Source organism: Sphingobium chungangianum (assembly GCF_977014255.1).
This window is the reverse complement of sequence record NZ_CDRNIV010000006.1, coordinates 2,724,292-2,749,103: the sequence shown is the minus strand read 5'-3', so window position 1 is coordinate 2,749,103 and position 24,812 is coordinate 2,724,292. Positions and strand designations below refer to the sequence as shown.

26 protein-coding genes, 1 tRNA gene and 2 pseudogenes are annotated in these 24,812 nt (G+C 60.9%); 11 read left to right on the top strand and 18 right to left on the bottom strand.

Annotated features, from left to right (window positions below):
* Positions 1-25: 25 nt before the first annotated feature.
* From ACWNC0_RS20650 to ACWNC0_RS20590, 13 genes and pseudogenes are all read right to left on the bottom strand, one after another.
* Positions 26-1,450 carry an ammonium transporter gene (locus ACWNC0_RS20650; protein ID WP_449474329.1) on the bottom strand — a complete coding sequence of 475 codons (1,425 nt, stop codon included), beginning with the start codon at positions 1,448-1,450 and terminating at the stop codon, positions 26-28.
* A gap of 12 nt (positions 1,451-1,462) precedes the next feature.
* Positions 1,463-1,801 carry a P-II family nitrogen regulator gene (locus ACWNC0_RS20645; protein ID WP_196224712.1) on the bottom strand — a complete coding sequence of 113 codons (339 nt, stop codon included), beginning with the start codon at positions 1,799-1,801 and terminating at the stop codon, positions 1,463-1,465.
* Between the two features lie 157 nt (positions 1,802-1,958).
* Positions 1,959-2,534, bottom strand: coding sequence for a DUF924 family protein (locus tag ACWNC0_RS20640; protein WP_449474328.1), 576 nt, complete (start codon positions 2,532-2,534; stop codon positions 1,959-1,961).
* A gap of 54 nt (positions 2,535-2,588) precedes the next feature.
* On the bottom strand, positions 2,589-4,031 hold the full coding sequence (tldD, locus tag ACWNC0_RS20635) for a metalloprotease TldD (RefSeq protein ID WP_449474327.1): 1,443 nt from the start codon (positions 4,029-4,031) through the stop codon (positions 2,589-2,591).
* 57 nt (positions 4,032-4,088) lie between these two features.
* Complete coding sequence (locus ACWNC0_RS20630; RefSeq protein ID WP_196226624.1) at positions 4,089-4,316, bottom strand: zinc-finger domain-containing protein; 228 nt, start codon at positions 4,314-4,316, stop codon at positions 4,089-4,091.
* 69 nt (positions 4,317-4,385) lie between these two features.
* Positions 4,386-4,461 (bottom strand) — tRNA-Val (locus ACWNC0_RS20625).
* Between the two features lie 82 nt (positions 4,462-4,543).
* Positions 4,544-5,491: a MarR family transcriptional regulator gene (locus tag ACWNC0_RS20620; protein WP_449474326.1), complete on the bottom strand. Its 948-nt coding sequence runs from the start codon at positions 5,489-5,491 to the stop codon at positions 4,544-4,546.
* Positions 5,492-5,791: 300 nt separating this feature from the next.
* Entirely contained in the window at positions 5,792-6,643 is an 852-nt protein-coding gene (locus tag ACWNC0_RS20615) for a D-amino-acid transaminase (protein WP_449474325.1), read from the bottom strand.
* A 68-nt stretch (positions 6,644-6,711) separates the two neighbouring features.
* A pseudogene (locus ACWNC0_RS20610) lies at positions 6,712-8,105 on the bottom strand (UdgX family uracil-DNA binding protein).
* Between the two features lie 6 nt (positions 8,106-8,111).
* On the bottom strand, positions 8,112-8,576 hold the full coding sequence (locus ACWNC0_RS20605) for a hemerythrin domain-containing protein (RefSeq protein ID WP_449474324.1): 465 nt from the start codon (positions 8,574-8,576) through the stop codon (positions 8,112-8,114).
* A 60-nt stretch (positions 8,577-8,636) separates the two neighbouring features.
* Positions 8,637-8,993, bottom strand: a complete 357-nt coding sequence (locus ACWNC0_RS20600) for a hypothetical protein (RefSeq protein WP_449474688.1) — start codon at positions 8,991-8,993, stop codon at positions 8,637-8,639.
* Positions 8,994-9,068: 75 nt separating this feature from the next.
* Complete coding sequence (locus tag ACWNC0_RS20595) at positions 9,069-10,319, bottom strand: putative DNA modification/repair radical SAM protein (protein ID WP_449474323.1); 1,251 nt, start codon at positions 10,317-10,319, stop codon at positions 9,069-9,071.
* 68 nt (positions 10,320-10,387) lie between these two features.
* Positions 10,388-11,146, bottom strand: coding sequence for a class II aldolase/adducin family protein (locus tag ACWNC0_RS20590; RefSeq protein ID WP_449474322.1), 759 nt, complete (start codon positions 11,144-11,146; stop codon positions 10,388-10,390).
* 222 nt (positions 11,147-11,368) lie between these two features.
* Here ACWNC0_RS20590 and rpsU point away from each other — a divergent pair, with 222 nt between their 5' ends.
* Together rpsU and ACWNC0_RS20580 are read left to right on the top strand one after the other, a co-directional pair.
* Positions 11,369-11,575: a 30S ribosomal protein S21 gene (gene rpsU, locus ACWNC0_RS20585; RefSeq protein WP_004208618.1), complete on the top strand. Its 207-nt coding sequence runs from the start codon at positions 11,369-11,371 to the stop codon at positions 11,573-11,575.
* 73 nt (positions 11,576-11,648) lie between these two features.
* Positions 11,649-12,209, top strand: a complete 561-nt coding sequence (locus tag ACWNC0_RS20580) for an FKBP-type peptidyl-prolyl cis-trans isomerase (protein WP_449474321.1) — start codon at positions 11,649-11,651, stop codon at positions 12,207-12,209.
* A gap of 51 nt (positions 12,210-12,260) precedes the next feature.
* On the opposite strand, the gene ACWNC0_RS20575 is transcribed toward ACWNC0_RS20580, so the two are convergent.
* The 5 genes and pseudogenes from ACWNC0_RS20575 to pyrE form a co-directional block, all read right to left on the bottom strand.
* A complete protein-coding gene (locus ACWNC0_RS20575) occupies positions 12,261-13,340 on the bottom strand; it encodes an AI-2E family transporter (protein ID WP_449474320.1) in 1,080 nt (359 codons plus the stop codon).
* Between the two features lie 23 nt (positions 13,341-13,363).
* Complete coding sequence (lepB, locus tag ACWNC0_RS20570) at positions 13,364-14,260, bottom strand: signal peptidase I (RefSeq protein ID WP_449474319.1); 897 nt, start codon at positions 14,258-14,260, stop codon at positions 13,364-13,366.
* Between the two features lie 32 nt (positions 14,261-14,292).
* Entirely contained in the window at positions 14,293-14,694 is a 402-nt protein-coding gene (gene acpS / locus ACWNC0_RS20565; protein ID WP_196224700.1) for a holo-ACP synthase, read from the bottom strand.
* Positions 14,691-15,426 (bottom strand): annotated as a pseudogene (locus ACWNC0_RS20560) (pyridoxine 5'-phosphate synthase). Before ACWNC0_RS20560 ends, acpS begins: the two are co-directional and overlap by 4 nt.
* Positions 15,427-15,431: 5 nt before the next feature.
* Complete coding sequence (pyrE, locus tag ACWNC0_RS20555) at positions 15,432-16,013, bottom strand: orotate phosphoribosyltransferase (RefSeq protein ID WP_449474318.1); 582 nt, start codon at positions 16,011-16,013, stop codon at positions 15,432-15,434.
* A gap of 282 nt (positions 16,014-16,295) precedes the next feature.
* Between pyrE and coxB the strand changes: the two genes are divergently transcribed.
* The 9 genes from coxB to ACWNC0_RS20510 all read left to right on the top strand — a co-directional run bounded on the left by coxB (position 16,296) and on the right by ACWNC0_RS20510 (position 24,783).
* The gene (gene coxB, locus ACWNC0_RS20550) at positions 16,296-17,306 is read left to right on the top strand and encodes a cytochrome c oxidase subunit II (RefSeq protein WP_449474317.1); all 1,011 of its coding nucleotides are present in this window, start codon (positions 16,296-16,298) and stop codon (positions 17,304-17,306) included.
* A 17-nt stretch (positions 17,307-17,323) separates the two neighbouring features.
* Entirely contained in the window at positions 17,324-18,991 is a 1,668-nt protein-coding gene (ctaD, locus tag ACWNC0_RS20545) for a cytochrome c oxidase subunit I (RefSeq protein WP_196224696.1), read from the top strand.
* Between the two features lie 113 nt (positions 18,992-19,104).
* A complete protein-coding gene (locus ACWNC0_RS20540) occupies positions 19,105-20,025 on the top strand; it encodes a heme o synthase (RefSeq protein WP_449474316.1) in 921 nt (306 codons plus the stop codon).
* Positions 20,022-20,153 carry a hypothetical protein gene (locus ACWNC0_RS20535; protein ID WP_268934763.1) on the top strand — a complete coding sequence of 44 codons (132 nt, stop codon included), beginning with the start codon at positions 20,022-20,024 and terminating at the stop codon, positions 20,151-20,153. Before ACWNC0_RS20540 ends, ACWNC0_RS20535 begins: the two co-directional genes overlap by 4 nt.
* A complete protein-coding gene (locus ACWNC0_RS20530; protein ID WP_449474315.1) occupies positions 20,153-20,728 on the top strand; it encodes a cytochrome c oxidase assembly protein in 576 nt (191 codons plus the stop codon). Before ACWNC0_RS20535 ends, ACWNC0_RS20530 begins: the two co-directional genes overlap by 1 nt.
* A 43-nt stretch (positions 20,729-20,771) precedes the next feature.
* Complete coding sequence (locus ACWNC0_RS20525; protein WP_449474314.1) at positions 20,772-21,602, top strand: cytochrome c oxidase subunit 3; 831 nt, start codon at positions 20,772-20,774, stop codon at positions 21,600-21,602.
* Positions 21,603-21,830: 228 nt separating this feature from the next.
* Positions 21,831-22,472: an SURF1 family protein gene (locus ACWNC0_RS20520; protein ID WP_449474313.1), complete on the top strand. Its 642-nt coding sequence runs from the start codon at positions 21,831-21,833 to the stop codon at positions 22,470-22,472.
* A 44-nt stretch (positions 22,473-22,516) separates the two neighbouring features.
* A complete protein-coding gene (thrC, locus tag ACWNC0_RS20515) occupies positions 22,517-23,917 on the top strand; it encodes a threonine synthase (RefSeq protein WP_449474312.1) in 1,401 nt (466 codons plus the stop codon).
* Entirely contained in the window at positions 23,914-24,783 is an 870-nt protein-coding gene (locus ACWNC0_RS20510; protein WP_449474309.1) for a class I SAM-dependent methyltransferase, read from the top strand. The genes thrC and ACWNC0_RS20510 overlap by 4 nt, the downstream gene beginning before the upstream one ends.
* Positions 24,784-24,812 lie beyond the last annotated feature (29 nt).

Sequence of the window (24,812 nt, the reverse complement as noted above, 5' to 3'; positions counted from 1 at the left end):
CTTTCCGGCCCGCCCTGCCGAAGTCTTAGTAGTTGTAGGCGCGCTCGCCGTGGCTCGCGAGGTCCAGGCCTTCCATCTCGGCATCGCGGCTCGGACGCAGACCCATGGTCTTGTCGATGATGAAGTAGAGGATCGCGCTGCCGATGCCCGAGAAGAGCAGGGTGAACACGACCGCCTTGATCTGGATCCAGACCTGGCCCGGGATGCTGTAGGCTTCCGGATGGAAGGCTGCCGGGAAGACGGTGTAGTCGAACACGCCCTGGCCGCCGAGCGAAGGAGCCGCGACGATACCTGTCGCGATCGCGCCGACGATGCCGCCGATGCAGTGCACGCCGAACACGTCCAAGCTGTCGTCATAGCCGACCTTGCCCTTCACGAATGCCACGAAGAGGTAGCAGATCGGGGAGACGGCGAAGCCGAGCACGATGGAGGTTATGGGAGCCGCAAAACCAGCCGCCGGGGTGATGGCGACGAGGCCAGCGACAGCACCCGTGACTGCGCCGAGCAGAGAAGCCTTGCCGTGGTGGACCTGTTCAACCAGCGACCAGCTGACCGCTGCCGCGCAGGTGGCGACCATGGTGTTGATGAAGGCGACGCCAGTGACGGCATTGGCTTCCAGGTTGGAGCCGGCGTTGAAGCCGAACCAGCCGACCCACAGCAGGCTGGCACCGATCATGGTCATGGTCAGCGAGTGCGGCGGCATGGGCTCCTTGGGGAAGCCGACGCGCTTGCCGATCATGATGGCGCCGACGAGGCCCGCGATACCCGCGTTGATGTGGACCACGGTGCCGCCCGCGAAGTCGAGCGCGCCCCAGCCCCAGAGCATGCCATAGTCGGTAGGAGCATCAGCCAGGAAGTCCGGGCCAGCCCAATACCACACCATGTGCGCCATCGGGAAGTAGATGAAGGTCAGCCACAGCACGACGAACACGATCAGCGAGGAGAATTTCACGCGCTCCGCGAACGCACCGACGATCAGCGCCGGGGTGATCATGGCGAAGGTCATCTGGAAGACGACGAACACGAATTCGGGCAGATAGACGTTGTTGCTGAACGTCGCCGCCGAGGTCGTGCCATCGACGCCCATCAGGAACGCCTTGGATAGACCGCCGAAGAAATGATTGTCGCCACCCGAGGTGAAGGCGATGGAATAGCCCCAGCAGGTCCAGACCAGACCAGCCACGGAAACGATCGTGAACACCTGCATGAGGATGCTCAGCATGTTCTTGGTACGGACCAGGCCGCCGTAGAACAGGGCAAGGCCCGGAATCGACATCATCAGGACCAGCGCGGCGGAGATCAGCATCCAGGCGACGTCGCCCTTGTTGACCATGCTGGCCATTGCAGCGGCGTCTGGCGCCTTTATCGGCGCGGCGAGCGCCGGTGCGGCTGCGAGAAGGGTCAGCGCAGCCGCCCCCATCACGCCGCAGAATTTCTTGGAAAAGGTCATTATTCCCCCTTCTTACAGCGCGGTTTCGCCGGTCTCGCCGGTGCGGATGCGCACGGCCTGACCGACATCGAGAACGAAGATCTTGCCATCGCCGATCGCGCCGGAATTGGCGGCCGCCTGGACCGCTTCGACTACGCGCGGTGCAAGATCGTCATCGCAGACGACCTCGATCTTGATTTTCGGAACCATGTTCGTGGAATATTCGGCGCCCCGGTAGATTTCGGTTTGCCCCTTCTGGCGGCCGAAGCCTTTCACCTCGCTCACCGTCATGCCGGCGATGCCTAGCGAGGAGAGTGCCTCGCGGACATCGTCAAGCTTGAACGGCTTGATGATAGCCATGACAAGTTTCATGTCGCCCCCTGTTAATGGTGTGCGGCGACATTCCAGCAAGAGGCGTGCCAATTGGTCAGCGCCGTTTAAAAGCGTGCTTTTTAGACTGGCCTTAAACACCACCCGCCAAAAAAATGGGCAGTCTGCCTACGCTGCCCAAAAATTGGGCAGCTTTTCCCTACCAGTTGGCCGTCATATGGACGGCGTCTTTTTCCTCCGGCAAAGTTGGCCGCCCAATCGCAGCGTTTCGATGCGGGAACCGGCCAAAGCGGGCGATGACGTCGTGATGCTGACGGGCATATTCCAAGGACTGCGCATCGCCTGCTGCCTCGAACAGACTAAGTGACAGATTCTGATCGTCGATATCTTCGCTATGCTGGAACGGCATGTAGAAAAACCTGCGGCCCGCGCCGCCAATCTGGATGTCATAGCCATGCGCAATGGCGCCGCGCGCGACGCTTCGAGCGAGTTCGTCAGTTTTGAACGCCTCGGCGGTGCCGCGGAACATATTACGCGGTAACTGATCGAATAGCAGGACTGCCGCCAATGCGTCATCAGCCCGATCAAGGAATGTTTCGGCGGCCAACTTGCGTTTTTCCTCCCACAGCTCGCAAAAGCGCGTCGCGCACTGTTGGTCCAGCTTCGGGTCATGCTTCCACCAGCCCTCCTCCCCGACCTGATTGAACCAGAAGTCCAGCAGGGCAGCTGCCCAGTCGGCGGTCACGGCGTCATGGCTGTCCGTAAGCATGTTCATAAAAGGACAAAGAAGTAGTGGGCCGCAGGTTCCGCAGCCCACGGCGCCAAGATATCAGGTCGCCGTGCCGCCGACCGTCAGCCCTTCGATCAGCAGGGTCGGCTGCCCGACGCCCGCTGGAACGGTCTGGCCACCCTTGCCGCACATGCCGATGCCCTCATCCAAAGCCCAGTCATTGCCGATGCCGATCACTTTGGTGAGTGCCGTTGGTCCGTCGCCTATCAGTGTTGCACCCTTGATCGGATCGCCCAGCTTTCCATTCTCGACCTTGTAGGCCTCGGTGCAGGAAAAGACGAATTTGCCTGAGACGATATCGACCTGACCTCCGCCAAAGCTCTTGGCGAAAATGCCGGAACCCATGCGGGACAGCAATTCCTCAGGATCATCATGGCCGCCTTTGATGAACGTGTTGGTCATGCGCGGCATCGGCGCATGGGCATAGCTTTCGCGACGCCCATTGCCTGTGGGTTCCACGCCCATAAGCCGGGCGTTGAGGCGATCCTGCATATAGCCTTTAAGGATGCCATCCTCGATAAGGACATTCTCTCGGGTGGGCGTGCCTTCGTCGTCGATCGAGAGCGATCCACGTCGGCTGAGGATCGATCCGTCATCCACCACCGTGACGCCGGGAGCCGCAACGCGCTCACCGATCCGACCGGAAAAGGCGCTGGTGCCCTTGCGGTTGAAATCACCCTCAAGGCCATGGCCGATCGCCTCATGCACCAGTACGCCCGGCCAGCCCGGCCCCAGCAGCACCGTCATTTCGCCCGCAGGCGCAGCGACCGACCGCATGTTCACTCTCGCCTGAGCGAGCGACTCGTCGATGGCCCGATTCCAGATCGCGGGATCCATCACTTGATCAAAGAGATAGCGTCCGCCAATACCGAAACTGCCGGTTTCGCGGCGGCCATTTTCTTCAAGGATCAGCGATACGTTCAGCCGAACCAGTGGCCGGATGTCGGTGGCGGTAAAGGCATCGGCACGAACGATTTCCACAACCGACCAGCTCCCGGCCAGACTGACCGAAACCTGCGCAACGCGAGGATCACGATCTCGCGCCGCGGCATCAATGGCAGCGCACAGCGTCACCTTCTCGGCGAACGGGACGATGTCCAGAGGGTTGGCGTCTGTATAGAGATGCCGGTTGGTCCGCTGTGGCGGCGGAGCGGGCTGGCCCTTGGCCGGGTCCAACAAGGTCAGCGTTTCGGCCGCCCGGCGGATCGCTGCTTTGCTAATATCGTTGGCATGGGCAAAGCCGGTCATCTCGCCCGATACGCCGCGCAGGCCAAAGCCCGCATCGGTCGAATAATCGGCTGTTTTCAGCCTTCCATCGTCGAACCCGAAACTCTCGCTGGCTCTATATTGCAGATAGAGTTCGCCATCATCACAATTGGCGAGCGCCTGCGCCGTCAGCCGCTGCGCGCCATCGGGATCAAGCAAACCCGGCCGATAGAGAAGGCCGCGCGCGTCGGTGAACTGGGAAGCGATGTCAGTCATGCCGCCCGATATAGGAGCGACACAGCCCAAGCCCAATCAAATTCGAAGGGCGCTTCTTTAGATGCTCGCGCCGGACGAGATGTCAGGTAGGCCCGCAACTTCCGGCGTATCGGCAGGACCGCCAATCAGGACGAAGCGCTTGTCGCAATAACCGCAATCGACATAGCCATGTTCGTCAATCTCCAGGAACACGCGCGGGTGACCCAGAGCGGCGGGAATGTCGCCTGACCCGTCGCATGAGACGCGGGCTTTGGTGACTCGAAGAATTTCAGGCGGCTGTATCATGATGGCGTCGATTAGCAGCGGCTCCATCGCACCGCAATATCCGGCACGGCTTTCTGGCAGCATAAGGGATGGTGGGCGATGACGGGCTCGAACCGCCGACATTCTCGGTGTAAACGAGACGCTCTACCAACTGAGCTAATCGCCCGATACCGCATCCATGCCGGTGCAGCCGGAGCGCGCCTATCTAGGCCAATCAGCGCGCGGGTCAAGCGTTGATGATCAACGAGTCACGCACAAAGAAAACGGCGGCTGGCCATGAACCAGCGTGTCAGGGCTTGGGCCGTCTCTTCCGCAAGGGCGATGAACACACGGCGGCCATCATGCGGATCGGCCTGCCGATGAACGATGCCCTTGTCTGTCAGCGTCCGAATCCAGCGCAGCGCCGTGGTGGGCGGCACTGCCGACGCGATGCACAGGCTGGAAACGGAAACGCGTTCCTGCTCCAGACGCGCGGCCAGTAGATCCAGCAGCATGTCCCATGCCGGATCGGCAAACAGTTCGCCGGGCAGGAAATCCTCACGCAACCGCCGCGCGCGCAGCATGTCCCGCACCTGCGCGGCACCCAGCGCTGCTTCGTCGGTAACGGCTGGCTGATTACCTATCGTCTCCACGGTCGGCATGCCGATATAGTCGCTTGCCCGATCCGAAATGCGAGGCCCCAATGCGAAGGAGGGAGTCGCGTGGCGCGGTCGCGATGTCAGCGCCTCCAGCGTCCGCGCAAGGCGGCTGACCTCTTCGCTCAGCTGTTGCAGGCGGACGCCTTCGCTTTCCTGATTGACCTCATGAAGTGTGCGCTGGGGCGTCGTTCCCCCGGCAGTCAGCAAAGCGGCGGCGAGGTCGGTGTGATCCGGCGTGCAGAGCAGTTGCGTGCGGTCGCTCCGCATGCAGGCGAAGGCAAGATCGACCGTGTCGAGACCGGCAACCAGAATGACGGACATGTCATTCTGCACCGCCAGCGTCTCCACCTGCACCAGCAATCGCTCGAGCAATGCGGACGGGTTTGTGCAGAAGAGCAGAATGACGTCGCACCCCACCTGCATGTCGAGCCGAAGCATCGCCTGACCCAGCGGCACTATATCGAGGAGCCGGAACTGGGCGGCCTCCGCCAATCCTGCGACATCGTCCAGAAAGACGTCGTCAGCCAGAATGAGGAGTCCCGCGCGAGGGTCTCTCATCCCATAGATTTCCTCGCTGCTGGATCCAAATTCAGTCCGGGGGCGATCCATTTCCACCTGTTACTCCTGTCCCTGCTTTGTTCCGAACCTATCGCAATATCGCGGCAGCGCGCCTGCTCTTTCCTCCGGATTGGATATGCCAGCTTCCCTTTATTGTCCGGTCATCTGCTGGCCCGCCCGATTTCACGAGCCTTGGCCCTGGCTGCCGCCAAAATGGTTTGGCTTTTCGCCGAAATGGCGGGAGGCGATGGAGGAGAGGTGACACATCCAAAATGGATGTTGTTATCCTCAGTTGCTGCTTCAGACTGCCGTCCGGCGCGCAAAATCGATGTAGAGCTGGCGTAGCCGGGTGGCGACCGGGCCGGGGTTGCCGTCGCCGATCTTGGCCCCGTCGATACGCACGACCGCCTGGCAGAGCGTCGATGCGCTGGTGATGAAGGCTTCGCGGGCTTCCTTCGCTTCCGCCACGGAAAAGGGACGGTGGATGACGCTCATCCCGCTCTCTTCGGCCAGCACAGTGAGTGCGGCGCCGGTGCATCCGGCAAGCACGACCTGCGAATAGGGGCGAGTGATGATGCCCTCATCTGTAACGAGAAAAGCCGTGGAAGAAGCGCCTTCGGTTATGAAGCCGTCCTCCACCATCCAGGCTTCCTGTGCGCCCGCCTCGGCCGCGATCTGTTTTGCCATCGCTTGAGCCAGCAGGCCAACACTCTTGATGTCACGCCGCGCCCACCGCAGGTCGGGTGTCGTGACAACCGCAATGCCGTTCTGCACAGCGGGAGAATCGAGAAAGCGCTTGGCCTGCGTGAACATCACAAGCGTTGGCTGCAAAGCCGATGATGGCAGGAAGTCGCGCCCTGCGTCGGCGCCCCGCGTCAGTTGCAGATAGATCAAGCCCTCATCAAGCTCATTGCGCGCCGCTAGTTCCTTCTGCACCGCTTCAATCTCGGCAAGGGAGACGGGAAGGCTAAGCCCTATCGCTGTCGCCGAACGTTCAAGCCGCACCAGATGCGACGCGCTGTCGATCAGTCTGCCATCAAGGACGGCGGTCACCTCGTAAACGGCCTCGGCGAACAGAAAGCCGCGATCCAGCACCGAGACCTGCGCTTCGGCGAGCGGCACGAATTGGCCATTGAGATAGGCGATAGACATGAAGCGCTAAAATCCTCCGGCGTGAACATCGCGATGTTGCCGGGGCAGGATCATCGGTCAAGCAATGATCATCGGGTTAGCGTCTTTACCCGCTCTCCTATCTCTCGCAAATCTTCGACAAAGCGCGCTCGCTCGGCCGCCTTTCGCGCTTCATCGGGGATGCGCAGCAGGAAACTCGGATGCACTGTCACCCAAGCTTCGGTGCCATTCTCAAGCGGAATCGGCGCACCTCGCGTGCGGCTGATCGTCACGGCCTTACCCAATATGGCGCGCGCAGCAGTTGCACCCAGAGCGACGACGACGCGCGGGCGAACGAGGTCCAATTCCTGATCCAGCCACCAGCGGCAGGCAGCAATCTCGGGTGTCTCAGGCGTCTGGTGGATGCGCCTCTTGCCTCGCCGCTCATGCTTGAAATGCTTGACGGCATTCGTGACATAGACGCTCGCCCGATCGATCCGTGCATCCTCTAGCGCTTGATCGAGCAACTGGCCCGCCGGGCCTACGAAGGGGCGGCCTGTAATGTCTTCCTGATCGCTCGGCTGTTCCCCACCAGAACAAGGGGCGCATCGATAGGGCCTTCGCCGAACACAGTCTGGGTGGCGTCGCGATAAAGGGGGCAGCGGGTGCAGCCCGTCGCCTCCTCGCGCAATCTCGTCCAAGCGGCAGCCGCGTTGCTGGCGCGGGCAGGTATCTTGAGAGGAGTGGCGATCATGGCCGCTTCCCGTGCCTGCGCCCCGGCAACAAGGTCGGGGATGAGCGCCGCCTCCGGCAGGTTGCGCCAGTATTTCTTGGGCATCTCGGACAGCATGGCCCGCTGCTTGAGCCGGGCGGGGTTGAATGTCGCAGCATAATAGCTTTTCCAGATTTCCTCGACCGGGTCGCCGCCCGGCGCATCTGCCTTTGAAGCGCCGGGGCTTTCTTCCAACCTTTCGCCATCCCAATGGATACTGAGGTCGGGCGTCAGGATCGACCACCGCATCGATGCGAAACGCCGCACGAAAAACCCGGCATTGGCGCGGACGATATGATGTTCGGGCTCGAACCAGGCGACGAAACGGGTTCCGTCATCATCCTGCATTTCGCGGAATCGGACAAAGGCGCGCATCTTATGCATGTCGCGCCGAACCGCTTTTGCCAGCATCTCGACACGGCGGACCAGGGGATCGGCTTTATCGTCCAGGCGTGCGGGGATTTGCCGCACCTCTATCAAAAGGGCGTAGAGCAAGGCAAAGCGCTCTCCATCCCGATGCAGTATTGCGCTCTCGGCCAATTCCAGAAAGGCGCGCGGCACTGAAAAGGCTCCGCCGCCATTTGGCGGCGGATCGAAGGCCAGCAGCGACCCGCCTTCTCCCTCGACCCGCCAATCAATATCCTGAGCAGGCACACCAGCCAAGACGAAGCGACGGGCGGCATCGCGCCACCCGTCGAAATCATCCGGCCTGCTCAGCAGCACCTGATACATGAGAGATCAATCCGACGATTCCGCTCGCTCCAGTTCGGCGGGCTTGCGCCGGGCAAAGGTGGCGGCGAGCTTCAGTTCCTCCTCATCCGTCAACTCCGCTGCCGCATCGGGAAACATCTCCTCTTCCTCCTCCTCGATGTGGTGGAGATAACGCTTCTTCAGATTGGCGAAGGTCTCCTGCCATTCAGAGCCGTTGAAGGTCTGCTCCTGCAGCTCCTCCAGATAATCGTTGATTTCCTTATGCTCGGCTACGCTATGCTGTGCATCTTCACGCAGGTCGGGACGGGAGAGCATCGTTGCATATAGCGTTTCTTCCTCCGCCGCCGCATGTGCGGTGACTTCCACACGGAACTGCTCGAACAGCTTCTCCAGCCGATCGTTATCGTCCTTCGCGTCAGCCATTTTCTCAAACAGCTGGCGATGGGCGTCATGATCTTGCTTCAGTTTGTCGAAAATCGTGGCATTGGCCATGATGTGCTCCTCTTGATTTAGAGGACACAACGAAAGGCGAAGAGCTTTGGGTCCGCTGGTTCAGCCGAACAGGAAGCGGAAGATGATGGCAACCGGTATCCACAGCAGGCTGCTGGCGATGCTCGTCAGCCAGACCTGCGCGACATCTCTGCGAAAGCGAAGGTCCAGGCCCGACATCGACAGGCCGCTCTCATCCAGTAATTCCCACCGGCGTTCCATGTCCCTCGCCACCATTGCAAAGCCGCCGATTGCGATGATCAGGGCGAGGTGTAGCACCAGCGAGCCGCCCATCCTGGCGACGATGCCAATTTGAAGAAGGCAAAAAACAACAAGCGCAATAGCCAGATGGCTGCTCATGCGCTTGGCATACCGCCCGCCATGAGATCGTGCGGAATCATTGTTGAATGCCGTTGCCACCAGCGCCTTCCCCTCGATTTTCTTGAATCTCAAGAAATCACGAAGTGCCGGACTTATCAATAAGGAAAACTACCGTCAGTCGAAAAGCTCCAGTTGCGAAGGGGGAGGGGTGAGCTGCCGTTGAAGGTCTGCCTTGTCGGTCAGGTGAACCGGCCTCCAATCGCTGGCGACCAAAAAAGGCCGCAGCTTGGCAATCGAATTTGTCACCCGCGCGACATCATCCAGCCGAAGGCGGCGGACCCTGCGGCTCGCCAATATGCGATCGACGGCTTTTACGCCAAGGCCCGGCACGCGCAGCAACATCTCACGCGGCGCGCGGTTCACATCTACCGGAAATATGGCCCGGTGCCGCAAGGCCCAGGCCAGCTTGGGATCAATGTCGAGGGGCAAATGCCCCGTTGTGGGGTCGGTCGCTTGCTCAAGATCATCCACTGAAAAACCATAAAAGCGCATCATCCAGTCCGACTGATACAGGCGGTGTTCGCGCAGCAGTGGAGGACGCTTTAACGGAAGGACGCTGCTCGGCGAGGGAATGGGCGAAAAGGCGCTGTAATAGACGCGCCGTAGAGCATGGCGGTCATATAGAGATCGCGCACGCCGGATGATGGCCCGGTCATCTGCTCCGTCGGCCCCTATGATCATCTGCGTGGATTGTCCTGCGGGGGCAAATCGCGGCGCGTGGCGGTAGCGCTTTCTCGCATCGCGCGTATCTTCGATGGCTGTGCGCAGCCCGCTCATCGCGCCTTCGATCCGCGTTCCATCTTTCTCTGGCGCCAGTCGCCGAAGCCCCTGCTCGGTCGGCATCTCGACATTGATCGACAGCCGGTCAGCGAAAAGTCCTGCTTGATGGGTCAGTTCCGGATCGGCGTCGGGGATCGTCTTGAGATGAATATAACCGCGAAAGTCATGCTCTTCCCGCAGCGCTCGGGCAACGCCCACCAGCTGTTCCATCGTATAATCGGGCGATCGTATGATCCCGGAGGACAGGAAAAGTCCCTCGATATAATTGCGCCGGTAAAAGCTCAGCGTCAGTTCGACCACTTCGCCCACGGTGAAGCGCGCCCGGCGAACGTCGCTCGACCGGCGATTGATGCAATAGTGGCAATCAAAGATGCAACTGTTCGTCAGCAAAATCTTGAGCAGCGATATGCATCGCCCGTCAGGTGCGTAGGCATGGCATATGCCCATGCCTTCGGTCGAACCCAAGCCGCCCTTCTGCCCTGACAGGCTATCGCGCTTCTTCGTTCCGGAGGATGCGCATGATGCATCATATTTGGCCGCGTCGGCGAGGATTTTCAGCTTCTGCGGAATGGAAAGGGCAGTCATAAGTTCACGCTATGTTCTTTTTCTCCGCTTGTCCTTGATCCAGATTGCGAATCGCGTTGAGTTGAACGTCAGTTTTTCCATCCTGGATCGATCCGATCGATCAACCGAACCATTGCTTCAAAATCGGGAACGCCCGGTCCAACAGGCAACTGCACGCCGCTGATATCGCGTTGATGCACGGCAATCACTTCGTCCGGAATGTCGACAGGGGTGCCTGCCGAACCCGTCGCTACCTGTATCTCGCAGGCGCGCTGAAGCATCCAATGCATGAGGAATGCCTTGGGAAGGGTGTCCGCCATGACCAACGTACCGTGGTTGCGCAGCATCATTAGCCGCCGGTCGCCGAGATTGGCGATCAGCCTCTCGCCTTCTTCGGGGCGCAGGGTGATGCCTTCAAAATCGTGATAGGCGATTCGCCCGGCAAAGGCGGCGGCATAGAAATTGGTGGGACGCAGCCCCTCCTGTGTCGCGCTGACCGCCATGGCGGCGGTCGTGTGTGAATGGATGACGCAGTGGGCGTCGGGTAGGTGGCGGTGGAAGACGCTGTGCTGGGTAAAACCGGCGCGGTTCACTGGATAGGGACTGCCGTCCAATATGTGCCCGTCAATGTCGATCTTGACGAGGTTGGACGCCGTCACCTCGGAATAAAGCAAGCCGAACGGGTTGATCAGGAACGCGCTGTCGTCGCCGGGCACGCGCAGCGTGATATGATTGTAGATAAGTTCTGACCATCCCATGTGGTCAAATATGCGGTAGCATGCAGCAAGTTGCTGGCGCGCTTTCCATTCTTCGATGGGCATGTCATCAGCGGAAGCGGCGGTTGCCATGGTGGTCCTCCTATACCCTGTCGCCGTAACTATCCTCCCCGGCGGCGCTGCTGTCGAGCGAAACGGCTTTGGGGTTGAATTTGGCCGACTCTGCTGGTAGGGCGCGCCCCACACGGCGCAGGCTGCCCTGCGACGACTCATCGCTATTACTTTCGGTAGGCCCGTCGGGAAGGGTTTTTTTCCTGACGAACCGCCCGTTTTCGACTGGAGTTTGACTGGATTATGCAAATCATCGTTCGCGACAACAATGTCGACCAGGCCCTGCGCGCGCTCAAGAAGAAGCTGCAGCGTGAGGGCGTGTATCGCGAGATGAAGCTGCGCCGTCACTACGAAAAGCCCTCGGAAAAGCGCGCCCGCGAAAAGGCCGCTGCGGTTCGCCGCGCGCGCAAGCTGGAGCGCAAGCGCGCTGAGCGTGACGGCGTTCGTTAAGACGTTCGTTTTTAAGGGGCGGCGGTTCTCCGCCTCTTTCTGCTGATCATCCGCATCTGCGAGGCTTAGGTCCATGTCCACGACCGCTGTTCCCCTTCGTCCCATCGCCAAGGGGTCGCTGACGCGTCTCTGGATCGGTGTTGCCGCCGTGGCGATCGCCGCGGGTGGCTTGGCCTGGGCCGGGCAGCGCGGGGTCGAGCCTTCGCCTGCCAGCTACCTCGCCCGCAATGCCGGGGAGGAAGGTGTAGTCACGACCGAATCGGGCCTCCAGTACAAGGTTCTGGAAGAGGGCACTGGCCCCAGCCCCACCGCAGCGGACGTGGCGCTGGTTGGATATAAGGGCACTTTGCTCGATGGCACTGTCTTCGACGAAAATGCCCAGACCGCGATGCCGGTCGATGGCGTTGTGCCGGGCTTTTCCGAAGGTCTGCAAAAGATGAAGAAGGGCGGCAAGTACCGTCTCTGGATCCCGCCGCAGCTCGGCTATGGTGAGCAGGCGGCTGGACCTATCCCCGCCAATTCCGTGCTGGTCTTCGATGTTCAACTGCACGATTTCAAATCGAAGGCAGACATCATGCGGATGCAGCAGATGATGCAGCAGGGCGCGGCTCCTCCGCCGCTTCCCGGCCGCTGATCGCATCGCCGAAATGTAAAGAATAGAAGGGTCCGGTTTTCGGACCCTTTTTTATTCGGCGACGACGATCCCCTTTGATTCGGAACCATCGTTCATCGCCTTGGACCGTTCCTCCAGATAGACCTTGATCATCGCCACGATCGGGTCGGCCAGGAACAGGCCCATTATTCCAAACAGCGCGCCGAACAATATCTGCGCGGCCAGGACCAGCGCGGGGGCAAGGTCGGTTGCCCGCTTCGCCACCATGGGAACGATCAGGTAACCATCGACGATCTGCACTACTAGATACACGAAAAAGGCGTAGATCCCGGCGTCCACCCCCGCCGAAAATCCGACGAGCACGATCAATACGCCCGATATGATCGACCCGATGTTCGGCAGAAAAGCGAACAGCCCGGTCAGGATTCCCAGCAGGCCAGCCATTGGGACACCCCCCGCGAGCAGCAGCAGCCAAGTTCCAACGCCCTCTACCGCCATGCCAATCAGTCGGCCGAACATCAAACGTCGTAGCGTCCAACCCATCCTGTCGACGACATTATAGAAGCTTAAACGGCTGCTCATGGGCAGCATCCAAGCGACGCCGCGCTCATAGAGACGTGGCTCCACCGCAATGAAAATCGCGAGCACCAGCATCATTACGCCGCTGGTCACGGCGCCCATGACGGTGCCGACCGCCGCAGTGACCCGACCGATCGAATTGAAAGCCTGCGTCGCCAGGCTTTTGAAATCATTAGGTGTCGTCGTCACGCCCAATTGCTGCATCCAGCCACCGATGCGGGTGACCTGAGTCTCCACGATCGTGCGCATGGCCTGCGCCTGCGCGGCCAAACTCGCGCCTGTCAGGTAGAATGTATAAGCCAGGAACAGCAGGGCGGAGAGGAGCACGATCGTAAGGCGCCAGCCTCGGCCGATCGGCAAGACTCGGCCGAGTAGCCGCGTGCCGCCGTCCATCATGCTGGTCAGGACCAGCGCTCCAAGGATGAGCATGATCGGTTGCGCGAGCAATGCCAACAGTGCGACGGCGACCGCCATGGCGATCCACACGCCCGCGCGCTTTATCTCATGCTGAACGAGCGGGCTGCGCAGTTCACTCGGACCCGGTTGCTCAATGTGGACGTGTTTCCCGCTCAATCACCAGCCCCTTTGCAGATGTATTATTTCGGGGGTGGAACGCTCTCCGGGCGTAAGCTGTTCCCCGCCCGGCCACTACGCAGCGCGTGAATCCAGGTAACGGGATTCCAGCTGGAATTGCCGTCGAGCGAAAAAGTAATGAACTCCGCCCGTCCGCCAATCGCTTCCCAAGGGACAGGTCCTCCAAGGCCGTTCTCCTCAAGCGGCGCGCGGCTGTCGGCGCTATTGTCCCTGTTGTCACCCATCAGGAAGACATGGTCGCGTGGAACGCGCACCGGACCATACCAGTCCAGCGCACTCGGCCCCATGTCGATCGTTACATAGCTTTTGCCATTGGGCAGGATTTCCTGCCGGACAGGCAACTGACAATATTCTCGCCCGTCCGCCCCCGTGATGCGGGCGCCAGGGAACTGGGTGGGGGAACAGGGGGCGTTGCCATCGATCGGGATCAGTGCCGGCTTGATTGCCTTCTGGGGAACAGCGGTGCCGTTCAGGATGACCTGTCCGCCCCGGACCTCGATGATGTCGCCCGGCAGGCCGATCACCCGCTTGATATAGTCCTCCCGCCGATTATGCGGCGACACGATGACGATGTCGCCACGCTCAGGCAGGTGGCCGAAAATGCGACCCTTCAGAAAGGGCAGGGGGTGGAAACTGGGCGAAACATAGGACCAGCCATAAGGGAATTTGCTGACCACCAGCCGGTCGCCCTTCAGCAGCACCGGCATCATGGACTCGCTCGGGATGTAGAAAGGTTTGGCGACGAAGCTGTGAAAGGCCAGGACCGCCAGAATCAGAAGCGCGATGCTCTTCACCTCATGCCACCAGTCGATCGCACTCTTGTCTGTCCGCGCTGGCGATGCCGCCGCCGGTTCTTCTGTGGAAAGCGGGTCGTTCTCGCTCATGTCGGCTGCCGTCATGGATGGCTTCTCGGATGCTGGTGGTGCCGTGGTCACTGGGGCTGGGCCTCAAGGATGACGAATGCCTGCGCCCATGGATGATCATCGGTTAGCGTGACGTGAATGACCGCCTTGTGTCCATCGGGCAGCATTGTTTGAAGCTGTGCGAGCGCGCCGCCGGTCAGCTCGAGCGTCGGTGCGCCGCCGGGGCGATTGACGACGCCGATGTCCTTCATGAACACGCCACGATTAAAGCCCGTCCCCACTGCTTTGGAAAAGGCTTCCTTGGCGGCGAAACGCTTGGCGAGCGTCCCGGCCTTGGTGAACGGTCGGCGGTTTGCCTTGGCGCGTTCGACTTCGGTGAAAACGCGCTGCTCGAACCGCTCGCCAAAGCGATCGAGCGAATTTTGGATCCGCTCGATGTTGCATAGGTCGGAGCCGAGGCCGATGATCAACGCGCCAGGTCCATCTGCCGCCGCATTTCGCGGATGCTGCTTTCCAACCCGCTGAAAATGGCCTCGCCAATCAGGAAGTGGCCGATGTTGAGTTCGGCCACCTGCGGAATTGCCGCCACCGGGCCTACATTGTCGAAAGTGAGGCCATGACCAGCATGGGGTTCGATACCATTTTTGGCCGCAAGCGCAGCAGCATCGGAGATGCGCCGCAACTCTTCAGCGCGCGCTGAGCCGGAAATATGCGCATAGCGCCCAGTGTGAAACTCCACCACCGGCGCGCCTAGGCGCATCGCTGCCTCGATTTGCGCCGGATCAGGTTCGATGAAAAGGCTGACGCGAATCCCCGCGTCCCCCAGCGCGCCGACGATCGGTCGCAGCGCCTCGATCTGCCCGGCGGCATCCAGACCGCCCTCGGTCGTCCGCTCCTCGCGCTTTTCAGGCACGATGCATGCCGCGTGCGGGCGATGCTTCAACGCAATGTCCAGCATCTCCCGCGTTGCGGCCATTTCAAGGTTCAGCGGAACCTTAAGAGCCGCCATCAGCGTGGCGATATCCTCGTCCCGGATGTGCCGCCGATCCTCGCGCAGGTGCGCGGTGATGCCATCGGCCCCCGCCTTCACGGCCAGCAACGCCGCCTTGACGGGATCAGGATGTTCTCCCCCGCGCATTCCGGATGGTGGCAACATGGTCGATGTTGACACCCAGGCGCAGGTGGGCGGGAGTTTGCTGCATGATGCCTATTGTTTCCGGCTTCCAGGTTTGATGGCGGGGATGGCCGCTAGTTCCGGCGGGACATCATCTGCTTCATATACAGGGAAATTGATGCTGACGAGCGGGTAGAAGGGGACGCCCAGATCCACTTCTCCTGCGGATCGGTCGACCAGCGCCACCTCGGCGACAACGATGCCGCCTTCGGCCTCCACCGCTTCGATCGCTTGGCGCGACGACAGCCCGGTCGTAACGACGTCTTCGACCATCAGCACTTTTTGGCCGGGCGTTATGGCGAAGCCGCGCCGCAGCTCGAATTTTCCCTCGGGCCGTTCCAGGAATACGGCATCCTTGTCGAGCGCGCGCCCGACTTCATGGCCGATGATAAGGCCGCCCATGGCGGGCGAGACGACAAGGTCGATGTCCTGCCGCAGTTCGCGGGGCAGCTTCTGCACGACTGCGCGCGCGAGGCCGCCTGCGCGTTCGGCGTTCATCAATACCCGCGCGCATTGCAGGTAATTGGCGCTACGGCGGCCCGAGGACAGAATGAAATGCCCCTCCAGCAGCGCTCCTGCGGCCCTGAATTCTGCCAGTACTTCCTCGTCGGTCATCCGGTTCTTCGATCCATCAGTACATGCCCAGGCCTATTTTCGGGGCCATCTGCACATCAATTTCTAACATGGGTAATGCCCATGAACGCGCCCCTGCGCGCGAGGTGCGAGATAGGCGGACGACCGGGGCGTTGCAACAGCGAAGAAAATCTGCTCCTGCCCGCTTGAGGCAGGAAAAAACCATGCCTATAAGCCGCGGCAGACCGACCGGGCGGAGGGGGATGCGCATGCGCGCGCCTTCGTTGCAGCGGCGCCAAGGGGTTACGGGGTAAGAAGACGCTTATGAAAATGGTGAAATCGCTCGTTCTCGCCGGGTTGCTGGCCTTTGCGCCAGCTGCGGTGTTGAACAGTCAGGCGCTGGCGCAGGACAATGCCGCCGTCGCAGCCGCCGCTGCGGGCAATGCCGCCGCACCGGCCGACTCGGGCGCCAATGCGGCCGCTGCCGAGGCTGCGCCTGCGGCCAAGGTTGCCGCGCCGCCCCGCATGAAGCCGACCGAAGGCATCGGCATGCCGCGCCCCGGCGAGATCACACTGCAGGAACAGTTCACCCCCACGGGTCATACCGCTCGCTGGTTGCACGACGTGCTGCTTCTGCCGCTTATCACGATCATTTCGGTCTTCGTGGCCCTCCTGATGCTCTATGTGATGATCCGCTTCCGCCGCAGCGCCAATCCGGTGCCGTCGAAAACATCGCACAATACGCTGATCGAAGTGATCTGGACCGTGGTTCCGGTAGTGATCCTCCTTGTTATCGCGGTGCCCTCGATCGGCCTGCTGGCTGACCAGTACAAGCCCGCGCCCAAGGATGCGCTGACCGTGAAGGTCACCGGCTACCAGTGGTATTGGGGGTATGAATATCCCGACAACGGCATTCCTGAATATGTCTCGAACATGCTTCCCAGGGAAAAGGCCGAGGCGAATGGCGAGCCTTATCTGCTCGCGCCTGACAACCGCATGGTTCTTCCTGCTGGCCGCCCGATCAAGCTGATCATCACCGGTGCTGACGTGATCCACGCCTTTGCGGTCCCGTCGCTCTGGGTGAAGATGGACGCTGTTCCTGGCCGTCTCAATGAGAAGACCTTCACCATTGAGAAGCCGGGCGTCTATTACGGGCAGTGTTCTGAACTGTGCGGCGCGCGTCACGGGTTCATGCCGATCGCGATCGAGGCGCTGCCTCCTGCCCAGTTTGACCAGTGGGTTCTCTCGCAGGGCGGCAAGCTTAGGGGCGCTGACGCGGCAGCTACGGCTGCCGCTCCCGCAGCGCCTGCCGCCGCTCCCGCCGAAAAGCTTTGATGTAAGGGCATAACGCCATGACCACGATTACTGCAGATCATCACGGCGATCATGCTCATGATCATCATGACGCCGATCACAAGCCAGCCTTCTTCCAGCGCTGGTTCATGTCGACGAACCACAAGGACATCGGCACTCTCTATCTGATCTTCGCGATCCTTGCCGGCGTGATCGGCGGCGCGATTTCGGGTCTGATGCGTGCTGAGCTTGCGCAGCCCGGCATTCAGTATCTCCACACTTGGGCCCAGATGACTGATGGTCCTTCGGCCACGATGGACCAGGCCTATCACCTCTGGAACGTGCTGATCACCGCGCACGGTCTGATCATGGTCTTTTTCATGGTCATGCCCGCCATCATCGGTGGCTTTGGTAACTGGTTCGTGCCGATCATGATCGGTGCGCCGGACATGGCCTTCCCGCGCATGAACAATATTAGCTTCTGGCTGCTGATCCCCGCTTTTTCTCTGCTGCTCGGTTCGACATTCGTTCCTGGTGGTACGGGTAATGGCGCGGGCACGGGCTGGACGGTCTATGCTCCGCTCTCGACCAGCGGTTCTGCGGGGCCAGCTGTGGATATGGCTATCCTGTCGCTGCACATCGCGGGCGCCAGCTCTATTCTGGGTGCCGTCAACTTCATCACCACCATCCTGAACATGCGCGCGCCGGGCATGACCCTGCACAAGATGCCGTTGTTCGTATGGTCGGTTTTGGTCACCGCCTTCCTCCTGCTGCTCGCGCTGCCGGTTCTTGCCGCCGCGATCACCATGCTGCTGACCGATCGTAACTTCGGCACCACTTTCTACGATGCCGCCGGGGGTGGCGATCCGGAGCTTTACCAGCATCTTTTCTGGTTCTTTGGACACCCCGAAGTGTACATCATGATCCTGCCTGGTTTTGGTATCGTCAGCCAGATCATCTCGACCTTCAGCCGTAAGCCGGTGTTCGGCTACCTCGGCATGGCATATGCCATGGTCGCGATTGGCGTCGTCGGGTTCGTCGTCTGGGCGCACCATATGTTCACCACCGGCATGTCGGTGAACGTGAAGATGTACTTCACGGCTGCGACGATGGTTATCGCCGTTCCAACCGGCATCAAGATCTTCTCTTGGATCGCGACGATCTGGGGCGGTTCGATCAGCTATAAGACCCCGATGGTCTGGGCGCTTGGCTTCATCTTCCTGTTCACCGTGGGCGGTGTTACCGGCGTGGTCCTGGCAAATGGCGGCGTCGATGACGTGCTGCACGACACCTATTATGTTGTTGCCCACTTCCATTATGTGTTGTCGCTGGGCGCCGTTTTCGGTCTCTTCGCGGGCTTCTACTATTGGTTCCCGAAGATGTCGGGCCGCATGTACAGCGAATTCCTCGGCCACCTGCACTTCTGGGTGTTCTTCGTGGGCGTGAACCTGCTGTTCTTCCCCATGCACTTCCTCGGACTGTCGGGCATGCCTCGTCGCTATCCCGACTATCCGGAGGCCTTTGCCTATTGGAACAGCGTGGCCAGCCATGGCTATGAGATCATGGCCGTGGGCGTGTTGATCTTCTTCGTGAACGTCTTCTGGTCGCTTGCATTTGGCAAGAAGGCAGAAGGCAATCCGTGGGGCGAAGGCGCGACGACGCTGGAATGGACACTGCCCAGCCCGCCGCCGTTCCACCAGTTCGAAACATTGCCGGTCATCGACTGACGATCGGCGAAAAGAATGCATCCAGCAGGATGCCGGGTGGCGACGAATATCGCGGACCCGCAGTTAGCAGCCCCGGCGCCTGTGATGGTGCCGGGCTGCCGCATGAGGAGCATATGGCAAGTTCGCCGTTCATGACCGGGAGCGCCGCTTCCACGATTCCCGCGCACTGGCGCGACTTTGTCGCGTTGACCAAGCCGCGCGTGATGACATTGGTCGTTTTCACCGGTCTTTGCGGGCTGCTCGCGGCGCCCGGTCAAATCCATCCCGTACTCGCCTTCACTGCCATCCTGTGCATAGCGCTGGGCGCTGGCGCAGCGGCGGCGCTCAACCAATGGTATGAGGCGGATATTGACGCAAAGATGAAGCGGACCGCCAACCGTCCACTGCCCGCTGGCCGTATGGACCGGCAGTCGGCGCTTCATTTCGGCGTCGGCCTTTCCTTCTTCTCGGTCCTGCTGATGGGCGTGGCGACGAATTGGCTCGCCTCTGCCATCCTGGCGGTGTCGATTCTTTTCTATGTTTTCATTTACACTATTTGGCTCAAGCCCCGGACAACACAGAACATCGTCATCGGCGGTGCTGCGGGGGCCTTTCCTCCCGTTATTGGCTGGGCTGCAGTCACAGGTGACGTCGGCGCCCTCCCGGTGGCGCTTTTCATGCTCACCTTCTTCTGGACGCCGCCGCATTTCTGGGCACTCGCGCTGTTCGTGAAGACCGACTATGCTGCGGCAAACATCCCGATGTTGCCCGTCGTATCAGGTGAAGTTGCTACGCGCCGTCAGATATGGTTGTACACCGCAATCATGGCCGCCGCGGCGATGGCACCCATTCTGCTTCGCCTTACGGGTCTGATTTACGGCGTAACTGCCTTGTTCGGTACGGGCCTGTTCGTGATCTTCGCCTTTCAGGTCTACCGGCGCCGGGAAATGGATCCGAGCCGCATGGGTCCTGAACGCCGATTGTTCAAATATTCGATCCTCTATCTTTTCCTTCTGTTCGGAGCGGTTGTCATCGATCGTTGGTTGCTGGCATGACGCCCGAGGAGGAAAAGCAGGTACGCAGTCGGCAGAAGTCGCGCGCCATTGTCACTGGGCTGTTGCTCGGGGCGCTCGTCATTCTCTTTTACGCGATCACGATCGTGAAGATTGGCGCGGGGCAATAATGGCCAGCTTGCCACCGTCGCCTTTTGATCGGGATCGCCGGAACCGCCGCACCCTCATCACTATGACGGGGGTAGGATTGGCTATGCTTGGGCTCGGTTTCGCATCGGTCCCGCTCTACCGGATATTCTGCCAGCAGACGGGATATGGCGGCACGACGCAGCGCGCTGCTGCTGACGTCAAGTTGCAGCCTGCGATCGGCCATACAATGTCGATCCGGTTCGATTCCAACGTTCAACCTGGCATGCCCTGGCAATTCTATCCCGAACATCGGACGGATACGGTGACCGTTGGCGCGCGCGACATGGCGATCTTCATCGCGAAGAACATGTCGGATAAGCCTGTTACGGGCACGGCCAGCTTCAACGTGACGCCGATCCAGTCCGGCGCCTACTTCACCAAGATTCAGTGTTTCTGCTTCACCCAGCAGACATTGCAGCCGGGCGAGCAGGTCCGCATGCCGGTGATTTATTATGTTGATCCCAAAATACTGAATGATCCCGACAATAGGGACACTCAGCAAATTACGCTAAGCTACACCTTCTATCCTGTTGAGCAGGACAAGAAGCCGAGCTAAGGCAATCCACGATAACGCGAACGCGAACAGGGAAGAGTACGTCATGGCAGGCGCCAAGCAGCACGATTATCATATTCTACCGCCCAGCATCTGGCCGCTATTCGGGTCCATGTCGGCGCTGGTAATGGCGCTCGGCGCGATCATGTGGATGCACCCTGATGCCATGCCTGCCGGCGGTGGCTGGGTATTCCTGATCGGCGTCGCGGGCGTGCTGTTCACCATGTATAGCTGGTGGGCGAACGTGATCGCAGAGGCGCATGCCGGTGACCATACGCCGGTGGTGCAATTGCATCTGCGCTATGGGATGATCCTGTTCATTGCTTCGGAAGTCATGTTCTTCGTCGGCTGGTTCTGGGCGTTCTTCGACTTCTCGCTCTTCCCGAGCCAGCTTGCTCCGATCGAAGGGTTGTTCCCGTCCAAGGGTATCGAGGTGATGAACGCGTTTGAGCTGCCGCTGCTCAACACGCTGATCCTGCTCTGCTCGGGCACAACCGTCACCTGGGCGCATCACGCGCTTATTCATGGAGATCGTGAGAGTCTGAAAACCGGCCTGTGGTTGACGGTGATCCTCGGTCTGCTCTTCTCTTCGATCCAGGCCTATGAATATATGCACGCGCCGTTCCCGTTCGGCGGCAGCCCCTACAGCTCGGCCTTCTACATGGCGACGGGCTTCCACGGATTCCACGTTCTGATCGGTACGATCTTCCTGATCGTCAATCTGGTCCGCGTCTATAAGGGGCACTTCACTCCCCGCCAGCATTTCGGTTTTGAGGCTGCTGCCTGGTACTGGCACTTTGTCGATGTCGTCTGGCTGTTCCTGTTCGTCGCCATCTATGTGTGGGGCGGCTGGGGCGCTCCGATGCACGGCGGCTAAGGACTGAGTCTTATCCATCAAGCAAACGGCCGGTAACAACCGGCCGTTTTCTTTTGGGCGGAAGATAATTATGCCTGTCGTTATGCTTCTTTCCGCACCAGTGCTTCTCCAGCCGTCCAGCCTCTCTCTGCCCGGCGTTCGGCTGCCGAATGCGAGTGCCGTGCCTGCCTGCCGGCAACTCGGCCCGTCCGCTTTGACCGGGGCGACCATATCGTCGGCGGTCAAGCTATGACCGCGCGTCGCGTCCCCCTTTTTGCCAGCATTATCGTGGCAGGCGCCGTGCTGGTCATGATCGCCCTTGGCATCTGGCAGTTGCAACGCCGCGGCGAGAAGGAGGCGATGCTGGCCCTTGCGTCGGCCAATCCAGCCAAGCCGACTGTCAGCTTCCCGCAAATGCCACCTGTTCCGCCCGTGCTTCTGTTCCGGCGCTCTTCCATTCATTGCCTGAATGTCGTTGGTTGGCAGACGGAGGCGGGAAGGGCTGCCGATGGGTCGGTCGGCTACCGCTATATCGCACAATGCGCCACCGGGGCAGAAGGGCCTGGTGCGCTCGTTGCCTTGGGCGTCGCCAAGCAGCCGAACCTGAGGCCAAATTGGAAAGGCGGCCAGGTCACCGGCTGGATATCCGAAGAGCCTGATCACCGGACGTTGTTGTCGCGGTTCACGGCCAATGTCCTTCCGCTGCGGCCGATGTTGATCGCGGAGCGCGCGCCGGAAGGGTTGAAACCGGTCGCCCCGCCGAGCGTCAACGACGTTCCGAACAATCACCTCGCTTATGCCATCCAGTGGTTCTTCTTCGCGGCGGTGGCCGTGGTTATCTACGTTCTTGCGCTTCGCAAGCGGATGCCTCCATCGGCCGATCCGTCGTAAAGGCTTGCTCCAACGCTCCGGCCTCGTTACCGCGCTTCCCCATCATGCAATATGTGAGCACCAGGGGAAGCGCGCCTGCGCTGGGTTTCGAGGATGTGACGCTGGCAGGGCTGGCGTCCGACGGCGGCCTCTATGTTCCGGAAAGCTGGCCGCGCTTTTCGGAGGCGGACATACGCGCGCTCGCCGGGCTTTCCTATGTGGAAACCGCCGTCCGCGTCATGGCCCCCTATGTCGCGGGCTCGCTCAGTGAAGATGAACTGCGCGAGCTGTGCACTGCCGCCTATGGCCGGTTCAGCCACAACGCGGTGACGCCGCTGGTTCAGCTGGACCACCAGCATTGGTTGCTCGAACTTTTCCATGGCCCGACCTTGGCGTTCAAGGATGTCGCACTGCAATTGCTGGGGCAGCTGTTCGAGCGGTTCCTGTCTCGCCGGGACGATCATCTGACGATCGTCGGTGCGACGTCGGGCGACACCGGGTCGGCGGCGATCGACGCCGTTGCAGGGCGCGAGAAGATCGATATCTTCATGCTGCACCCCGAAGGCCGCGTGTCCGACGTACAACGGCGCCAGATGACCACGGTGCGCGCGCCCAATGTCCATAATATCGCGATTGAGGGCAGCTTCGACGACGCGCAAGCGCTCGTGAAGGCGATGTTCAACGACCCTGCCTTTTCGAAGAAGTTCAATCTGTCGGCCGTGAACAGCATCAACTGGGCGCGGCTGATGGCGCAGGTGGTCTATTATTTCTACGCCGCCGTAAGGCTGGGCGCGCCGGAGCGGCAGGTCGCTTTTTCGGTCCCCACCGGCAATTTCGGCGACGTGTTCGCTGGTTATGTCGCGGCGCAGATGGGGCTTCCCGTTGCGAAGCTGATGGTCGCGACCAACGTCAACGACATTCTGCACCGCGCGCTGGCGGATGGCGACTATAGCCAGGGCCAGGTCGTTCAGACCTCCACGCCCAGCATGGACATCCAGATCAGTTCGAATTTCGAACGACTGCTGTTCGATGCAGGTGGCCGTGGCGGCCCGGCGCTGGCTGAGCAGATGAAGGGGTTTGAGACCAGCCGGGCGATGCGGCTCACCAATGCGCAGCGGGCTGGCGCGGCTAAGCTGTTCGCTTCGGCGCGCGTCGATGGCGATGCAATGAACATGGCGATTCGTTGGGCCTTTGACGGAGCGGGTCAGGTTATTGACCCCCATACCGCCGTGGGCCTTGCCGCCGCGCGCGAGATGGAGGTTGAGGCAGGCGTACCGATCGTCACGCTGGCGACGGCGCATCCAGCCAAGTTCCGCGACGCCGTGGAGCGCGCCACCGGGCTTCGTCCGCCTCTGCCTGCCCGCATGGGTGACCTGTTCGCCCGTGAGGAAGCCTATGCCAAGCTGCCCGCGACCTTTGAGGCGATCACCGCCTATGTCGCGGAGCGCGCTACGCCGCGAGCATGAAGCTCGACACGCTCATCGGTGAGCCGTGGGCCGACTATGGCCTGCTCGATTCGGGTCATGGCCGCAAGCTGGAACGCTATGGCCGTTATCGTTTCATCCGACCCGAGCCGCAGGCGATGTGGGCGCCCGCGAGTGCCGACTGGCAGGCCGATGGCGAATTCGTGCCGGGATCGGATGAAGAGGGCGGCGGGCGCTGGTTCTATGATCGCCCGGTGCCCGCTGAAGGTTGGCCGCTCAGCTGGAACGAGGTGACGTTTCAGGCGAGTTGCACGCCTTTCCGACATCTCGGCTTCTTTCCCGATATGGCGCCGGTGTGGAACTGGATGCGCGAGCAGACGGCCGGGCTGGAGCAGCCGCAGATCATGAACCTGTTCGGCTATACCGGCGTCGGTACATTGGCGATGTCGGCTACCGGCGCGCAGATGGTGCATGTCGATGCGTCGAAGAAGTCGGTGGCGCAGGCGCGGGCCAATGCCGCCGCGTCGGGGATGGAAGACCGCCCTGTTCGCTGGATCGTTGACGATGCCGCGAAGTTTGTCGCCCGAGAGGTCCGGCGAGAGCGGCGCTATGACGGCATATTGCTCGACCCGCCTAAATATGGCCGTGGGCCGGACGGTGAAATCTGGAGGCTGGAAGAGGATTTGCCCCATCTGATCGCGGATTGCCGCCGCCTGCTGGATGCCGACAGTCGCTACCTGTTCCTGACCGTCTATGCTGTGCGCATGTCCGCGCTGGCGATCGGGGAATTGCTGAAGCAGGCCTTTGCCGACCTTCCGGGCACGGTCGAAGCGGGCGAATTGGCCGTGCGCGAGGAAGCAAGAGGGCTAGAGTTGCCGACGGCCATCTGGGCGCGCTGGCGGCGCTAGAGCATCGTGCGCAAAAGTGGGAACCGGTT

Bases quoted from the DNA above. Each gene is read 5' to 3' on its own strand.
- coxB (WP_449474317.1), top strand. From the start codon at position 16,296: ATGAAAATGGTGAAATCGCTCGTTCTCGCCGGGTTGCTGGCCTTTGCG.
- tldD (WP_449474327.1), bottom strand. From the start codon at position 4,031: ATGACTGACATCGCTTCCCAGTTCACCGACGCGCGCGGCCTTCTCTAT.
- ACWNC0_RS20535 (WP_268934763.1), top strand. From the start codon at position 20,022: ATGACGCCCGAGGAGGAAAAGCAGGTACGCAGTCGGCAGAAGTCGCGC.
- ACWNC0_RS20595 (WP_449474323.1), bottom strand. From the start codon at position 10,319: ATGACTGCCCTTTCCATTCCGCAGAAGCTGAAAATCCTCGCCGACGCG.
- ACWNC0_RS20615 (WP_449474325.1), bottom strand. From the start codon at position 6,643: ATGTCTATCGCCTATCTCAATGGCCAATTCGTGCCGCTCGCCGAAGCG.
- ACWNC0_RS20525 (WP_449474314.1), top strand. From the start codon at position 20,772: ATGGCAGGCGCCAAGCAGCACGATTATCATATTCTACCGCCCAGCATC.
- thrC (WP_449474312.1), top strand. From the start codon at position 22,517: ATGCAATATGTGAGCACCAGGGGAAGCGCGCCTGCGCTGGGTTTCGAG.
- ACWNC0_RS20520 (WP_449474313.1), top strand. From the start codon at position 21,831: ATGACCGCGCGTCGCGTCCCCCTTTTTGCCAGCATTATCGTGGCAGGC.
- rpsU (WP_004208618.1), top strand. From the start codon at position 11,369: ATGCAAATCATCGTTCGCGACAACAATGTCGACCAGGCCCTGCGCGCG.
- ACWNC0_RS20540 (WP_449474316.1), top strand. From the start codon at position 19,105: ATGGCAAGTTCGCCGTTCATGACCGGGAGCGCCGCTTCCACGATTCCC.
- ACWNC0_RS20630 (WP_196226624.1), bottom strand. From the start codon at position 4,316: ATGATACAGCCGCCTGAAATTCTTCGAGTCACCAAAGCCCGCGTCTCA.
- ACWNC0_RS20590 (WP_449474322.1), bottom strand. From the start codon at position 11,146: ATGGCAACCGCCGCTTCCGCTGATGACATGCCCATCGAAGAATGGAAA.
- lepB (WP_449474319.1), bottom strand. From the start codon at position 14,260: ATGACGGCAGCCGACATGAGCGAGAACGACCCGCTTTCCACAGAAGAA.
- ACWNC0_RS20510 (WP_449474309.1), top strand. From the start codon at position 23,914: ATGAAGCTCGACACGCTCATCGGTGAGCCGTGGGCCGACTATGGCCTG.
- ACWNC0_RS20620 (WP_449474326.1), bottom strand. From the start codon at position 5,491: ATGAGAGACCCTCGCGCGGGACTCCTCATTCTGGCTGACGACGTCTTT.
- pyrE (WP_449474318.1), bottom strand. From the start codon at position 16,013: ATGACCGACGAGGAAGTACTGGCAGAATTCAGGGCCGCAGGAGCGCTG.
- ACWNC0_RS20645 (WP_196224712.1), bottom strand. From the start codon at position 1,801: ATGAAACTTGTCATGGCTATCATCAAGCCGTTCAAGCTTGACGATGTC.
- ACWNC0_RS20530 (WP_449474315.1), top strand. From the start codon at position 20,153: ATGGCCAGCTTGCCACCGTCGCCTTTTGATCGGGATCGCCGGAACCGC.
- ACWNC0_RS20650 (WP_449474329.1), bottom strand. From the start codon at position 1,450: ATGACCTTTTCCAAGAAATTCTGCGGCGTGATGGGGGCGGCTGCGCTG.
- ACWNC0_RS20580 (WP_449474321.1), top strand. From the start codon at position 11,649: ATGTCCACGACCGCTGTTCCCCTTCGTCCCATCGCCAAGGGGTCGCTG.
- ACWNC0_RS20605 (WP_449474324.1), bottom strand. From the start codon at position 8,576: ATGGCCAATGCCACGATTTTCGACAAACTGAAGCAAGATCATGACGCC.
- ACWNC0_RS20640 (WP_449474328.1), bottom strand. From the start codon at position 2,534: ATGAACATGCTTACGGACAGCCATGACGCCGTGACCGCCGACTGGGCA.
- ctaD (WP_196224696.1), top strand. From the start codon at position 17,324: ATGACCACGATTACTGCAGATCATCACGGCGATCATGCTCATGATCAT.